Raw genomic sequence first — 14,918 nt, 5'->3', positions numbered from 1 at the left:
GGCGTAAGTTATTCATAAGAAATAAAAAAGTCTAAATAAGCTCTATGGCGACAAGGTCGAAATGATCGACATCAGCTTGGGATTCACGATGTGCATCTCGCTGGGCGTTTTGCCCTTCTCGCGCCTGGTGTAGTGCCGGAGCACGTCCTGCTGCTGCAGCCGTTGCAGCGCCTTGTTCAGGCGCTCCAGGCTTCGGAACCGTCCTTCCATCGCCTTCTGACACTCCCGCCGGCTGAACTCCGCCAGCCCATTGGCCTGCACCCACTTCACGATGGCCGCGCCATCCGTGTCGACGCCATCCGTACCGAGCAGCCCGAACGCGGCCTGTGCATGCGGGATCAGCAGCCGGCCCAGCGCCACCGCTTGGCGGGTGGCGACCTCGCTGACTTCCTCGGCAGCACGCCCGACCTCGGCCAGCTCGATCAGTGCCGCGATGCGCGCCACAGCGCCAGGCAGCTTGCTGGTCCAATCGCTGATGGCTTCGTACCGGCCGCCCTCGCCCTGCTGGTCCTCGATGTCCTGCGCGAAGTCCGCCCACAGCTCAAGCGCCGGTTCGGTCATCGGCAGCACGCGCGGCTTGCCGATCACGGCCGGCACATCCTCAAGCAGTTGGAAGATCGCCCTCTCGTAGTTGTCGCGCACCTGGTCAGGTACGGCCACCCGGCGCCGCACGTCGCGCCGGCCGACATTGCTGGCCGGCATGGCATACAGGAAGCGGGCCAGCAGGCCGGAATCCCGGAAGCGCCGGGACGCCGCCACCTCGGCCAGCACGCCCGGCTGCATCGCCAGGCCGAAGGTCAGTGCCGGCTTGTCGACATGGGCCTCGCGCCCAGCGCGGTCGACCCGCATCGCCGTACCGGCGTGGCCCTTCAGGAAAGCATCCAGGTTCGCCGATCCGCCGTTGTAGATGCCCGCCATGATCTGGAAGATGCCGGCCTCATCCGACAGCAGTGCCATACGTTCGCCGAACTCGGCCAGCATCGCCTGCAGCCGTTCGGCGGTGACATCCTCGGTGAAGAGCCGCGGCGCCCGCAGCTCGGCCGGCATGGTGTCTTTCTCGTGCTGAATCTCGGCCCGGATGCGTTCGCGCTCGTGCTCGTCCTTTGCCTTGGCGGCATCGGCCAACAGGCGTTCGATGCGCTTTTCCGCCACCTTGCGAGCCGAGGCCACGCGCCCGCGCTCCGCCCGGCCACGGTCATATTCGCGCTTCTCCCAGCGCAACAACGGTGCGGTCATGGCGCTGAACACGGCCGACTTGCGCGCGCCGCTGGGCAGGGCCGTCAGGGTCCAGAGCGCGAGCGGTTCGGTGTAGTCGTCATCGAACGGCGACACCTCGAACCGACGTTGCAGCACTGCCGCCAGGACAGCCAGCCCGACCATCACCGCCAGCGCCGGCGGCGTCTGTGTCGAGTCCGCCACCGCGCCGGCCATCGCGCCCATCCAGCCCGGCAGGATGTCGGCAGGAATCTCCGGCGCCTTCACCATGCCCGGCAGAACCGGATCCGGCCATTCCTGTGCAGACGCCTGCACGGCAGGTGCTACGGCTGCGCCCGCCAGCACCTTGTCGACGGCGGTCTTGACCGCATCCACGCCAGCGACGGCCGCCAGGTCGTTGAAGTCGGTCGGCTTACCCATGAGCCAGGTCGCCGAAGTTCGGTACTGCGACCAGTCCGCCCACCGCGCGGGCGGCTTCTCGGGCAGCAGACAGGCCAGGATTGCCGGCCGTGGCGGCGTCGTTGTCGGCGCACACCACCAGCTTGAGGCGGGGGAATTTGGCCCGCAGGGCGCGGGCCACTGCCACCAGGTTGCCGCAGTTGAAGCACACCGCCACCGCGCGCCCGGTGGCCTGGTGCAGGGTGGCGGCGGTGGCGTAGCCCTCGGCCAGCAGCAAGGCATCGTCGGGGCGGCCGATGGCGTAATAGCAGCCGGCGATGCGCCCGCCGGTCAGGAAGCGCTTGCCGCCGTCCGGGCCGATGAACTGCAGGGTATGCAGTTGCCCGTCCGCATCGCGCGCCGGCACCATCAACTGATCCCGCAGCGCCCGCAGGCCGAAGGCATGCACGCCCTTGGCCCGCAGGTAGGGATGATCGTCCGTCGCCGGCTTGGCGCCGTTCCACAGCTTCAACGCCCGCGCGGCGGCCTCGGCACGAACCCGCGCCTCTTCGGCTGCACGGGCCTGCTGCGCCGCCTGCAGCTTGCGTTGCAGCTCGGCACGCTCGGCCGGTGTCACCGTTTCGTTCGTGGTGGCCTTCCACGTGTGCTGCTCGCCGGTCTTCCATGAGCCGAAGACGCCGGCCGGGATCGGGTGGCGGTGCAGGATGGCCCAGCCGTTGCGGCTGCCGGCCTTGTCGCCCTGCACGCGGAAGCGGACGATGCGCCCTTCGGGCAGGTCGAAGGGCTTCACCGGTGCAAGGCCGGCGGCGGCGATGGCATCGAGGAATTCAGTCTCCATCGACCACCTCCACCAGGGCGCCAGGCCACTGTGCCCGAACCTGGTCCGCGGTTGCACCGTGTGCGCATAAAACGACGAACGGCGCCCGGCCGGGCTGGGTGACACGCCACCGAAGATGCACGCCGGCCGATTGGCGAACCCCGCCGGCAAACGTCGCCAGGGCATCATCGGCGCCCTGGCACGCCTTGCCGGCGATACATCTTGAGCAGGCACCGAATCTCACGGCGCTGCGCCCGGCTGCCGAGCTGCTGTGGCTCATCCTGCACCCTCGCTCGGGTCTTCGTACAACGCCATGAGCAGCTCGCATTGCTCTTCAAAATGGTTCGCCCATTCCTCTGCAACTTGAATCGCCATATCAGCCAAATATGGAATGTGGCTGTCACAATGGTTCGCTAACCTGATTGCGTGTCCCAGCGCCAGAAGCTGGCGCAGCACGCTCTCTGCGATTGCGGCCTGATCTACGGCGCCGTCGGGCTTGTTCATGTTGTCAACCATGCTTACGCCCGCCAGCCGAAGGTCAGAAGCCAAGCCCGTGCCGGGCCTGTGACGCGGCGCAGGGTGCGGTACAGGATGAAGCGGGCGCCGGTGCTCATGCCGCACCCCGCTGGCCGAAGGAAGAGCGGCGGGGAACAGATAGCCTTTCGTTTGCCCAATCTTCCAGGTCAGAAACCTGATAAACGGCCCGCCTGCCGAAACGGCGGTAAATAGGGCCGCCGCCAACCGTCACCAGTTTCTGCAAGGTACTTGCGGAGAAGCGCAGACCGCGTGCAGTCAGCCAAGCGGCTGCTTCTGTACGATCAAGATAGATTTTGGTTTCCATTGCTGCCGGTTCCTTTCTAAGTAACGGACAGCACGGACAATATGCGCGGGGTTTGCCCCCTGGTAGGGACGTTAGAGGTCTATTTTTTCCCAGTTCTACAGATCAAGCAGTGCGTTCCCAATGTGTCGATCAGGAGAATCCCCTTTCCAGCCCATGTAGTGGTTCAGCCAGTAGCGGACATAGCGGTAAAACAGAGTGTCTTTGCTGGTGCTGATAGCACAATCGGGTAAAACATCCGCAAACCATCTGGCGAGGCATTGAATGCCGGGAATATACTTTCTCGCATCATTGCGGCCCCCCCCGCGGCCACACTCATTGAATTCAATCTTTTCCATGAGGCCGAGAAGCCGCCCAGCCAATACCGATCTGTCCGCTTTGCCGAAGCGTGGTAGCGCCCGTGCCCATTGCTCGAAATGGCTATCGTGCGGGTTTTGCATGGCCAGCGGCTGCCTCACCAGTTCCAGATCATACGAATCCCACGCCCCGAGATATTCCGGTGGCAACAAATTCAGGATTTGCGCAACGGAATTAAGCGCCTTTTCTTGACACCCGCAGCCGCTCTTGATTTTCTGCAGCGCTTTGCGAAGCCGATTGACTAGCTGCCTGTACTCTTTGTGAGAAATGCCAGGGCAGTAGTTCTCGCCGATCTGGGCCTGATACCCTGTCGCATCATGAAGCCCGGATTCCAGCAGCTTCAAGGTGCGGTCATCGGATATTCCAAGCTCTTCACCAAGTGATGGCTTCTCGGTAGACACAGCGGCGCGCGGATCAGAGGGTCGGGTCATTCATCGTCCTGCAACTCGCCACCAGCTTGCCCATCCAGCAGGACAAGCATTTCACGGTGGCCACGATCTACGCGGCTATAGAACGTCTTACTGGAGAAGCCGCATTCCCGCGCCATTTGAGCGACAGTCATGCCACCGCCTCGGCAGTGGAATAGAAACAGCACCTTGGCAAGCTCCGGCTGTTTCACTTGCATAGCCGTAAATGCCTTCTCCACCTCAAAGCCTTCTTCATCCAACGATGGAGTGCACGCCCGACCGGTAGGCGCCGGAGTCAGGCGCATGAATGTTGCGGCGGATGGATAGCCTAGGCCGTTACTGAAGCGACCACGTAACCGCCACTCTGCCCAGCGGTTCAGTTTGTCGTTGACGTAAGGAATCACAATGCCCCCTTCTTCAGCGGAATGACTTCCGCCTTACCCTCTTCCGGCTTCATACCCGCCAGTGCCACCGCCGCTGCACGCTCTGCCAGGGTGCTACGGGCGCGCTCGGCGAAGTGAACGTAACGCATGGTCGTGGATATCTGGCGGTGGCCCAGCAACTCCATCAGTTCCACCGCAGACGCGCCCGACATGGCGAGCGCGGTGCCAATCGAGTGCCGCAGGCCATGCAATCCCAGATCAGACGGCAGTTTCGCCTGCTCCCGGACCTTGGGCCAATCCTTGTTCAGCGCGATGGGGGCGCCCTTGTTCGGAGAAAACACGTAATCGTCAGGATCGCCGTCGGCCTGCCGGGCGATGATGGCCTGCGCTTCGGTCGGCAGGCCGATGATGCGCGGCTTGCCGGTCTTCTTGCCAGTCTTGTGGGCGTGGGGCGGCAGAACTACCTGCCCATTTTTCAGATCGACGTAGCGCCACCGAAGCCCCACCGCTTCGCCGCGGCGGGCGCCGGTCAGGGCAATGAAGCGGATGGCATCCGCCGCGGCGGGGCGGATGCGTTTCTCGTTTTCCAGGTCCTGCAGGGCGGTGAAGAGCTGGCGGTATTGCTCGGGCGTCTCCAGGATGGTGTCGCGCGTGCCGGTCTTCCAGCACTTCATGTTGCCAGCGGGGTTGCTCTTGGCAAGGCCCTGGTCCTGCGCCCACTTGTAGATAGCGGAGAGCATCAGCACGGACTTGTCCGCCGTGCCCTTGCCACCGCTCACGCGGGCGAGTCCGCGGTATCCGGTCTTGATCCGTGCGGCCGTCTTGCCCTCGATGATCTGCCGGTGCATGCGCTTGACAGCCTCGGCTGTGAGCCGGTCGACGTACTCGGTGGCCACCAGCGGACGCAAGTGCCGTTCGATGCGCCCGCGATCAACCGCCCGCGTGCTCTCCGCCTTGCCCAGGAAGGCTTCGCTGTCCAGGTACTCGTCAAACAGTTTCCCCAGGGTAAGCGCCCGTCGCCGTTCCTGCTTTTCGCCCTGCGGATCACGCCCGCCGTGCACTTCCAGGGCGTAACCCTTGGCCTGCCGGCGGGCCTGGTCAGCAGTCAGGGCGTCACTGAACTTGCCGATGGTCAGTCGGCGCACCTTACCTTCCGGGGTTCGATACTGGAAGACGAACGAACGGGCGCCGGACGGGAAGAGCTTGAGGCCGAACCCCTTGATTTCGTCATCCCATACAAATGTTTCACGTTCGGCCGCGGGCAGGCGCTCAACATATGATTTCGTCAACTTCGGCATGATCCAGAACTCCGCCAAGTCACCCACAGTAATCACATAGTAAGCAAGGCTTGGTAAAAAATGGGTTGTGTTCTGGCGTTAATAGTAAGGCTACACCCCAGTGATTACAAGGCAAAAGTATGGTTTCGTTTTCTTATAGTAATCACGGGAAATGTTATTTGTTCTGGATTGTGGCTCCAGGTGTCACCGGTTCGATCCCGGTATGTCGCCCCAAGTATTTAAAGGGGTTTAGCCCCGAAAGCAGCGCCCGTCGTCTGCGGCTTCTTACAAAATTTGTAAGATCACCGCGCGGCGGGCGCTTTGCGTATCCGCCTGCGGTCATACACTTTCGACACCACGGACTCGGTGCGATGACCGGTCAAGTCGCTGGCCTTGCGCCCTGCTTCGGTCGTGTCCCACGGAACCGGTGCAGGTATCTGCACCACTACAACCACGAACGGCCTCACCAGGGCCGAATGACGCAAGGCAGAAACCCCGATCAGGCCTTCCCGGCAGGCATCCTCAACAGCCCGGAGAGAGCCTGCCGCACGCCGCCTGAAACAACACCGGCTCGGGGCCCGTGTCAGGGGAATGCTTGATCTGCACCCCCGCGGAAACCATACTGGGCCGCAATCTCCCAGAATGGGCCATGATTCTGGATAAATTAATCGGATACGATTAGTATCGAAATATGCTCGAGCTTTTCCAGGCTGGAAACTTTGTGCATGCATCCAGAGTGACCAGCCACACAACGATCCACGCCATACACATACCGGAATATTTTCTTCGACGAAGAACTGCCTCCTTCAAACACATCGTCTCCACTAGCGCGCGACCGTATCTTTCTGAGCGACACCCTGGCGGCGATATTGGGAAAATCAACCACGATCTGTGAGCCGCACCACCTGAGCTTACATCAATGCAAACATTGCAGCATCTTCTCCTATCGGCATTTATTGTGTTCACACTTGCCGCATGCTCCGATGAAAAATCCCGTCGGGTCGATGCGCTCGTGGTTTCGGGCGAATCTGCTCATGTGGCTCAGCAAGAAAACGCCCCCCGAAAGATGCAACACCGAGGATTGCACTGCTGCTGAAATCATTCTCGAATCCTTACTTTCTGGAGATGGAGCAGGGAGCACGGCGTGCTCAAGCCGAATCCAACGCAGGGCTATTCGTCAGATCGGTTGGATCCGAGGCCGCAATCGATCAGCAGATTCAATTTATCGAGCAGATTGTTTCCAATCGAACAGCTGACGCCATCGTACTCATCCCTACCGATTCCGAACGATTGGCCCCCAGTGTTGCAATGGCTCACAATGCGGGCATTCCCGTAATCGTCGCCGATACGCCGCTAGATGCCGACGCACTGACTCGACAGGGCGTAAGAGCGCCGCCTTTCGTGGGCATTGACAATGCCAAGGCAGCCTATCAAGCGGCCCGTGCCCTAGCCTCTGCCATACCTGCAGGGTCAGAGGTCGCTCTTCTTGAGGGCAACTCGAACGCTCTCAATACACGGCAGCGTGCCCTCGGTGCCCGTCAGGCGTTCGTCGATGCCGGGATGAAGCTCGTTGCCAGCAAGAATACGTGGTCTCCCGACGAAGTCTACGAGGTCACCGGCATCCTTCTCAGGGAGCACCCCCGCATACAGGCCATCTACTGCATCAGCGATGTGATTGCCATTGGTGCGATGAAGTATCTTGCAGACCGGAACATCGCACACATCAAGCTTGCTGGTTTCGACGGCATTCCTGAAGCGCGGAAGGCGCTCGAGCAGGGCCAGATGGTTGCCACAGTCGACCAGCAGCCAATGGAGCAAGGCTATAAAAGCGTAAAGGCCGCGATCGATCTGTTGGCCGGCAAGGCCATCCCGCAGCGAGTCGAGATCGATACCGTTCTGTTGATTCAAGCGAATGGCGAATGAGATCAAGAGATGAAGCTACCGAACAGCATTTCCGTCAAATTGATAGGCTTTCTTCTCGCCCTCTGCATCCCTCCGTTTCTGCTGTATCAAGTCCTTACATTCAGCATCGTGCGAAGCACCATTTCAGGGATGGCTCTTCAACACAGCATGGACCTGCTGGCCGACCGAGAAGCCTACCTGAAGCACCAACTCGACCGGATCGAGGACCTGTTGCGCAATATCAGCACGATCGATGAGATCAAGATTGCGCTTAGCCATGCGGCTGACGAACCCGTGGGCCAGCAGAGCACGGCAAGCCGCATTCCAAGCTTTCGCTTTCGAACCCACGACGAGCTCTCCATCCAATCTCGGATCAGTGCGATCCTGAATAGCTACGAAAACTTGGCAGGGCTGGTCTCTATCGATCTGATCACATACAGCGGGCAACATCATCGTGTCGGTGACACACTGGATACAAGCAACATCGACCAGGCAGAACTTGAGCGGCTCATGCAGGAGTCCAGACAAGCGAACGGCAAGATCCGCTGGCACGGCATACGTAGCAATATCAGTCTTACTTCAGATCAGCACAAGGTCATCGTGGCCAGCCAGACCCTGTGGCAAACCGATGCCAGCGGGGCGCTGCAGAAGCCACTTGGGGTGCTGCTGGTCAACTATGATCCTCTGGCCCTGTTTCGAGACCTGAATGAGCCAAGAACAGTGCGCGGATCGAAACTGATGGTCGTCGACGATACAGGAAACGTTCTTTACTATCCCGACTCCAAATTAATCGGTCTTGCCGTTTCTCCTGATATCATCGACCTGCTCGGCGCCCCCGAGGGGACATTCGCGATACAGCTCGAGAATCATCCTACCTTGATGAATTTCCGCTGGCTCCCTCAGTGGAACTGGCATATCGTCAGCCTGACGCCCGAGAACGAGTTGTTCGCCCCCCTCCGGGACATAACCCGTATTGGGAGCGTTCTGCTGGTCATTGCCTTGCTGCTGGTGATCTGGCCCAGCTGGCTATTCGACCAACGAGTAATTCGACCAATTCGCGCCCTATCCGATGGATTTCAGAACTTTCGAGCGAACCGGCTCAGTGATGGATGGCGCATGCCGCAGATGAAATCTCTGCGGGAGATCAATCAGCTGATTGGATGGTTCAATATCTTCCTCGAAAAAACCGAGACCCAGCGACAGGCGGAGGTCGACTTGCGGGTCGCGGCGACGGCTTTCGAGTCCCAGGAGGGAGTCATCATCACCGATGCCGAGACAAACGTCACCCGCGTCAATCGTGCTTTCAGCGCGATCACCGGTTACGAACTCCATGAAATCCAGGGCAAGCCGGTCCGGACCCTCAAGTCCGGGAGGCAAAACAAATCCTTCTATCAAGACCTGTGGTGTTCCATTGTCAAAACCGACAAATGGAATGGCGAGATCTGGAACCGCCGCAAGAACGGCGAACTTTACCCCGCATGGCTCGCCATAACCGCCGTACGTGATCCGCAAGGACAGATCACCCATTACGTCGGTGCGTTCGTCGACATCACACAACGCAAACAGGCCGAAGAACGAATCGAACGCCTGGCCTATTACGACACGCTGACTCAGTTGCCGAACAGGCACCTGCTGCTGGATTCGGTGCAGAAGGCCTGCGCCCGCTCGAGCCAGCAGGATAACTGCGGAGCGATCCTCCTGATCGATTTAGACAACTTCAAGTTCCTGAACGAATCTCAGGGGCATAAGCTCGGTGACCAGCTGCTGCAGGAGATCTCACTACGCCTGCGGAACCAGGTGCATGAACCCAATGCCGTTTTTCGATGGGGCGGAGACGAGTTCGTAGTCCTGCTGACACAATTGGACCCCAAGCTCGCGACAGCACAGGCCGATGCCCGCGCGATCGGCGAGAACTTATTGGCAAGACTCCAGGGGCCATACCGTGTGGGCGACGATATATACCGCTGCACATCCAGCATCGGGGTTGCCCTATTTCATGGCCAGGACGGCGATGCGGCAGAGCTTCTGAAACATGCCGAACTCGCGATGTATGCAGCCAAAGCCAGCGGGCGCAACACCTTGCGCTTCTTCGACCCGACCATGCAAAAAACCGCGGCTGACTATGCCAGCCTGGCAAGTTGCCTGCATCAGGCAGTTGAAGAACAACAACTCGAACTGCACTATCAGATCCAGGTCGACGCGACCGGACGTGCCGTTGGTGCCGAAGCCCTGCTGCGCTGGCACCGACCCAACAAAGGCCTCGTCAGCCCTGCGATCTTCATCCCAGTGGCCGAGCAGTCCAATCTCATCGTGGAGCTCGGCAACTGGGCTCTGGAAACCGCATGCCAGCGATTGGTTGCGTGGTCTGAGGATCCAGTGCTCTCCGATTTGACGCTGGCCGTTAACATCAGTGCTCGCCAATTCCGGGAGCCGGAATTTACCACTCAGGTACTTGGCATCCTGGCCTCTACACAGGCACCGCCGCATCGCCTCAAGCTCGAGCTAACAGAGAGCCTGCTGATCGGCGACACCCAAGACACCATCCACAAGATGCATGTCCTGAAGGATCATGGAATCGCATTTTCCCTGGACGATTTCGGCACTGGATACTCATCACTGAGCTATCTACGCCAATTGCCTCTCAATCAGCTCAAGATTGATCGGTCCTTCGTAAACCAAGCCGGGCAGAATAGCGCGGATGCAGCAATCATCGAAACCATATTGGCGTTGGCCCGAACGTTCGGCCTCGAGACCATCGCAGAGGGCGTGGAGAATGAGGAGCAGCGTGCCTTTCTGGCAGAACTCGGCTGCGATGCCTACCAGGGATACCTGTTCGGTCGACCATTGCCCGAGGCCGCCTTCGTTCAACTCGTCCACCAATATGCGGCGCCTACGGGTTGCCACGCCACCGTATTAGAGCCAATAAACTCCGATCAGCCCTAAAAAATTTCCGCTGTCAAGCCTTTTCGAGGCGTGCCCCCAGGCGCGGGCCGCTTCAAGGTTGGCGAAACCGTGCGCCGGGAATTCTGGCCGGTATTTGGCCGTCTTGAACAACGACTCGACGAAGGCGTTGTCGTCTGAGACGCGTGGACGCGAGTACGACGGTTTGACGCCCAGCCAGTGGAACATCGCGAGCACCGTGGTGGCCTTGAGCGTGCTGCCGTTATCCCGGTCCAACACGCTCTTGCGCATCGACCGCGTCGAATCAGCCATGGTGGCCCCATAAAGCCACTGGGTCGCATGGTCACTGAAAGTCTTGGTTTCGGGATCGCGAGCTTTCTCTCGTCGCTTCTGCAGGGCCGGTGAAATGCCGTCGCGCACCAGTTGCTTGGCATCCAGCAGCTTTTCTCGCGCCGCGGCGAGCGAGATGCCGCCAAAACCATAGCGGCCGATGATCAGCGTCTCACGCCGGCTATTGATGCGGTAGTCGTACCTGAAGGAAATGGAGCCCGTCGGCAAGACGGCCGCGTACATGCCGTTGCGGTCAGCAACTTTGTAAAGGGTCGCGCGAGGTTTGAGGTTCCGAAGGGCGAGGTCTGTGAGCATCTAAATTTTTCTCCTGATCGAGACGGCCAAATACCGCCACCAATCAAGAGGCGTACAGATGCCTGCGAACCCGCATGAAACCTAGCTTCTGTGATCAATGCCTACCGTCACGGACGGTATTTCTGTGACGACCAGATCTCGCCCCAATGCGGCCTAGCGCAAAGAGCTCATTCGTACCGTCAGCCGTACCGTCAAATTCATCACCTGACAGCACCTGATGCGCAGGAGGTACTGAGTAAAGACTATTTCAAATCAACAACTTAAAAATATTGGATTGCAGTGAATTATTTTTGCACAACACTGCAACATATTGATTTAAAATAATAATTTTTCAACCTCTACTCCCACTCGATCATCAACAGGCCACGCAAGCCCGCGTGGTTAAAGGGATTTGCGATGATCGACATGGGCCATTACCGTCGCTTTTACCGTCATCCGACAAGAGCTTGATCTGGTGCGGAAGATGGAGGGATTTGAGGGGCGACGACTCTGGCAACTCCATCGTCAATCACCCTCTAGGATAGCGCAGACAAGCACAGCGGTCTTCCTCCAAGCCTCACTTCGCCGGTGGCTTCGACGTTGCCTGCCCTCCCCTCTTGAAACCACGATCCCCCGCCATGAAAGCCTCCAGCATGTGCGGGATCAACTTCTCTGCATCGACCGCTTCGCCATACGCCTGCGCGTGCAGCGCGGCGTAGCGGTCGAGGTCGGTTTTCAGGCTGGCCGGGCAGGCAAAGGTCAGCTTAACGTTCTCGGTCTTGGGCAGCGGCCCAAGCCGCAGCTTCTTGGTCGCGTTCATTGCGAAGCTCCCCGATTGAAGAACAGAGGCTGGTACGGCCGCAGCACCAGGTCGCGGTTGACGATGATTCGCACCGGTAGGCCAGGCCGCTCGGTCAGCGTCGGCTGGATGTTCATGTTGCGTCGGGTGATCTCCTGGCCGACCTGATTGATGCTGTCCTGGGCGCTGTCACGCCCGGCGATGACGATGCGGTTGCCGTCCTGGCGGTTCTCCGGCGCGGCCAGCTCTGCGCCGACGCCCAGCAGCGTCGTCAGCACCGCGCCGGCAAAGATGCGGTTCCAGTGCCAGTCCACGTCGTCCTCCAAGCCCGCGTAGCCGGCCGGGTCTGTGCCCACTAGGTTGTCGAGCGTCAGCGAGGACGTGTCGGGCAAGATGATCCGGTTCCACACCACTTGCACGCGGCTCTGCCCGTAGCTGACCTGACTGTTGTAGCGCCCGAGGATGCGCGACCCCTGTGGGATCAGCAGGAACTTGCCCGTGGCCGTGTCATAGACCGGCTCCGTCACCGTGGCGATCACGTCGCCGGGAAGATCGGACTTGATGCCTGTCACCAGCGCACCGGCGATTACCGTTCCGGCCATCACCTGATAGGGCGAAGCCGGCAGCGCCAGATTGCCGGAATTGCGGGTTTCCGTAGAGCCGGCTTTCAGGAACGCCTCTTTCTGGTCTTGGCGGTTCTGCGCAGCGGTCGGGTCGGCAGGCTGGGCCGCCACCGACGCCGGCCCGGCGGCGAGCGGGTCGAAGGCCGCGAGCGCGCCTGCAGCGCCAGCCGCACCCGGCGCTGCCTGCGCCACCGCGGCGGCGGCTTGACCGCCCGAGCGGAAAAACACCGACGAGGCCGCAGCGGCTTCCGCCTCCTTGCGCAAAGCGTCGTTGGGGTCATGGCCGGGGGCCGCGTAGGCGGCCACGGCCGGCTGCTGCGAGTTCACGATGGCCGGGCCGAGGTCGCCCGGCAGCGGCGGCCCCAGCTCGGGCACCTTCGGCGGCAGCTTCGAGTAGTCGGCCGGCAGGCCGTCCAGCCCTTCGGACTTCGAGACGCGATCCACGTTGTAAAGCTCGGTCTGCTCGCCCGCGCCGCGCCGGTGCGGCTGCAATGACCAGATCGTGGCGCCGAGCACGGCGACCGACAGGCCGCCGACGAGGATGGCCAGCGTGCGCCGATTCAGGCGCGTGACCGCGCGCGGCTGGGCGCGCAGCGCCACCGCCTCGGGCGCGATCTTGCCCGCCTGCGGCGTGGCGAGGTCGGGGGTGTCGTCTTGGCTCATGGTCAGTTCCTCCCGACCGCGCCCACGACGCCATCCGTGCGCTCGACCCGCACCACGTCGCCCTTGTCCCCGCCCAGGCGGAGTTCGGCCGCGCCGAACAGGCGATCCACAATGTAGTACGGCGAACGAAAGCGGTAGTTCACCAACTGCCCATCACCCTGCGCGCCGATCACGAACAGCGGCGGCAGCTCGCCTTGGGCGATGCCCGGCGGGAACTGGATATAGACCTTCTCGCCATCGTCAAAGGCCCGAAGCGGCTTCCACGGTGGATTGCTGCCGCTGACCGCATAGCGGAAGCGGATCTTCTCCAGTGACAGCCCGGCATCGAGCGGAGCGGCGGCGCTCGCCGCCTGCGCTTGGCGTTGCAAGGCCAGCATCTTGTCCTTCGGGTACTCCCAGGACACCGAGGCCATCCACGTCTTCTCGGTCGAGGCCAGCTCCAGCAGGTACGTCCTGCGGCTGGTGGTGATGACCAGATTGGTCTTGAGGCCCGAGCGGATCGGCTTGACCAGCACGTTGACGCGCAGGTCGGCACCGCTGCCGCTGGACGTATCACCCACGATCCAGCGCACGGTATCGCCGGCGGCCACCGTCACCAGTTCCTCGCCCGGCTGGAGCGAAACCACGGTCACGCGGCTCACGGCCGCATAGACCTGATACAGCGCGCCATCGGTGAATGGCCACACCTGAATCGCGTTGACGTAGCCCTCGCGCGTGGGCGCGACGCGGGCCTCTGCATTGGCGCGCGAGACGCGCACCTTCTCGTCGGCAGGCTCCGGCGTGGGCTTGGCGTCCTCGGCTTCGGGCAATGGCTTCAACTGCGCCGGCATCGGCAGCACCTCGGGCACCGTCACCACCTCCACCGGCGCGGGTGGCTCGGGTAGCGGCTGGGCCTGCACCGGCTCATCGAGCGAGATGGTTGGCGGCGGCTTGCCCTGCGTGGCGCAGCCCGCCAGGGCAAGCAAGATCACCGGCAAGGCGGATTTACGGAAAAGATCATTCATGGCTTGGCTCCTTCGGAAGAATCCAGTTCGCGGCTCCACGACAGGCCGTTGACGTAGATGCCCAGGGGGTTCTTGCGCAGGCGTTCTTCGGTGCGCGGCGGCTGGAGCACGGTGGACACCACGGCCGTCCATCTCTCCAGGCCCGCCGCGGCGCCGTTGACGTAGCGGCGCTCCGTCCAGCGCACGTTGAAAGACGTGTCGCTTGCGCGCACGACGCTGGTGATCTGCACCGTCACCGACTCCTTGCCGATGCGCGCGAACGGGTCGTTGACCCGCGCGTAGTCGTTGAGCACGGCCGCGCCCTTGTCGGTCGTGTAGTCGTAGGCGTCGAGCCAGTTCTGGCGGACGACGATGGGGTCGATGGATAGCGAGCGCACCAGCGTCACGAAGCGCGCGATGTGATGCGCGGTCTGCGCATCGTTGGGCCGGTATGGCGTGGCGGCTTCGCCCACGGCGCGTACCTGGCCCGCGTTGTCCACCTCCACGACGTAAGGCGTCACGATGGACTGCGCCGACCGCCACACCAGGCCGCCGGCCATCAGCAGCGCGAGCGTCAGGCAGCCGAAGGCCATCAGCCGCCAGTTCTTCGCCTGCACGCGCGGCGAGCCGATGCGCTCGTCCCACACCTGGCCGGCAGCTTGGTACGGCGTGGCAGGCGGCGGCGTGTCCGCGTAGCGCACCTGCGGTTTCTTGAATCGCATGGTCAGTT

The 14,918-nt window shown here is 61.5% G+C and carries 13 protein-coding genes and 2 pseudogenes; 2 read left to right on the top strand and 13 right to left on the bottom strand.

Annotated features, from left to right (window positions below):
- Positions 1 to 42: 42 nt before the first annotated feature.
- From ACNQFN_RS10960 to ACNQFN_RS10930, 7 genes are all read right to left on the bottom strand, one after another.
- On the bottom strand, positions 43 to 1,560 hold the full coding sequence (locus tag ACNQFN_RS10960; RefSeq protein ID WP_418648795.1) for a YfjI family protein: 1,518 nt from the start codon (positions 1,558 to 1,560) through the stop codon (positions 43 to 45).
- A 67-nt stretch (positions 1,561 to 1,627) separates the two neighbouring features.
- A complete protein-coding gene (locus tag ACNQFN_RS10955) occupies positions 1,628 to 2,452 on the bottom strand; it encodes a toprim domain-containing protein (protein ID WP_418648794.1) in 825 nt (274 codons plus the stop codon).
- 255 nt (positions 2,453 to 2,707) lie between these two features.
- Complete coding sequence (locus tag ACNQFN_RS10950; protein WP_418648793.1) at positions 2,708 to 2,935, bottom strand: hypothetical protein; 228 nt, start codon at positions 2,933 to 2,935, stop codon at positions 2,708 to 2,710.
- Positions 2,936 to 3,041: 106 nt separating this feature from the next.
- Positions 3,042 to 3,272, bottom strand: a complete 231-nt coding sequence (locus tag ACNQFN_RS10945; protein WP_418648792.1) for a helix-turn-helix transcriptional regulator — start codon at positions 3,270 to 3,272, stop codon at positions 3,042 to 3,044.
- A gap of 95 nt (positions 3,273 to 3,367) precedes the next feature.
- A complete protein-coding gene (locus ACNQFN_RS10940; protein WP_418648791.1) occupies positions 3,368 to 4,057 on the bottom strand; it encodes a hypothetical protein in 690 nt (229 codons plus the stop codon).
- A complete protein-coding gene (locus tag ACNQFN_RS10935) occupies positions 4,054 to 4,437 on the bottom strand; it encodes a hypothetical protein (RefSeq protein WP_418648790.1) in 384 nt (127 codons plus the stop codon). The genes ACNQFN_RS10940 and ACNQFN_RS10935 overlap by 4 nt, the downstream gene beginning before the upstream one ends.
- The gene (locus ACNQFN_RS10930) at positions 4,434 to 5,714 is read right to left on the bottom strand and encodes a tyrosine-type recombinase/integrase (RefSeq protein WP_418648789.1); all 1,281 of its coding nucleotides are present in this window, start codon (positions 5,712 to 5,714) and stop codon (positions 4,434 to 4,436) included. Before ACNQFN_RS10930 ends, ACNQFN_RS10935 begins: the two co-directional genes overlap by 4 nt.
- Positions 5,715 to 6,683: 969 nt before the next feature.
- Here ACNQFN_RS10930 and ACNQFN_RS10925 point away from each other — a divergent pair.
- Both ACNQFN_RS10925 and ACNQFN_RS10920 read left to right on the top strand, forming a co-directional pair.
- The gene (locus tag ACNQFN_RS10925; RefSeq protein WP_418648915.1) at positions 6,684 to 7,616 is read left to right on the top strand and encodes a substrate-binding domain-containing protein; all 933 of its coding nucleotides are present in this window, start codon (positions 6,684 to 6,686) and stop codon (positions 7,614 to 7,616) included.
- Positions 7,617 to 7,625: 9 nt separating this feature from the next.
- On the top strand, positions 7,626 to 10,538 hold the full coding sequence (locus ACNQFN_RS10920) for an EAL domain-containing protein (protein WP_418648788.1): 2,913 nt from the start codon (positions 7,626 to 7,628) through the stop codon (positions 10,536 to 10,538).
- A gap of 30 nt (positions 10,539 to 10,568) precedes the next feature.
- Here ACNQFN_RS10920 and ACNQFN_RS10915 read toward each other — a convergent pair.
- The 6 genes and pseudogenes from ACNQFN_RS10915 to trbF all read right to left on the bottom strand — a co-directional run.
- Positions 10,569 to 10,784, bottom strand: a pseudogene (locus ACNQFN_RS10915) (integrase core domain-containing protein); the annotation flags it as partial.
- Positions 10,761 to 11,141, bottom strand: a pseudogene (locus tag ACNQFN_RS10910) (Arm DNA-binding domain-containing protein); the annotation flags it as partial. The pseudogenes ACNQFN_RS10910 and ACNQFN_RS10915, both read right to left, overlap by 24 nt.
- A 556-nt stretch (positions 11,142 to 11,697) precedes the next feature.
- Positions 11,698 to 11,940: a DUF2274 domain-containing protein gene (locus ACNQFN_RS10905; protein WP_418648787.1), complete on the bottom strand. Its 243-nt coding sequence runs from the start codon at positions 11,938 to 11,940 to the stop codon at positions 11,698 to 11,700.
- Entirely contained in the window at positions 11,937 to 13,205 is a 1,269-nt protein-coding gene (locus tag ACNQFN_RS10900; RefSeq protein ID WP_418648786.1) for a TrbI/VirB10 family protein, read from the bottom strand. The genes ACNQFN_RS10905 and ACNQFN_RS10900 overlap by 4 nt, the downstream gene beginning before the upstream one ends.
- 2 nt (positions 13,206 to 13,207) lie before the next feature.
- The gene (gene trbG / locus ACNQFN_RS10895; RefSeq protein WP_418648785.1) at positions 13,208 to 14,209 is read right to left on the bottom strand and encodes a P-type conjugative transfer protein TrbG; all 1,002 of its coding nucleotides are present in this window, start codon (positions 14,207 to 14,209) and stop codon (positions 13,208 to 13,210) included.
- Complete coding sequence (gene trbF / locus ACNQFN_RS10890) at positions 14,206 to 14,910, bottom strand: conjugal transfer protein TrbF (protein ID WP_418648784.1); 705 nt, start codon at positions 14,908 to 14,910, stop codon at positions 14,206 to 14,208. The genes trbG and trbF overlap by 4 nt, the downstream gene beginning before the upstream one ends.
- Positions 14,911 to 14,918: the final 8 nt, after the last annotated feature.

Origin of the sequence: Thauera butanivorans, from assembly GCF_048398245.1 — a bacterium.
GTDB classification, from domain to species: domain Bacteria; phylum Pseudomonadota; class Gammaproteobacteria; order Burkholderiales; family Rhodocyclaceae; genus Thauera; species Thauera butanivorans.
This window is presented reverse-complemented; position numbering and strand designations above follow the sequence as displayed.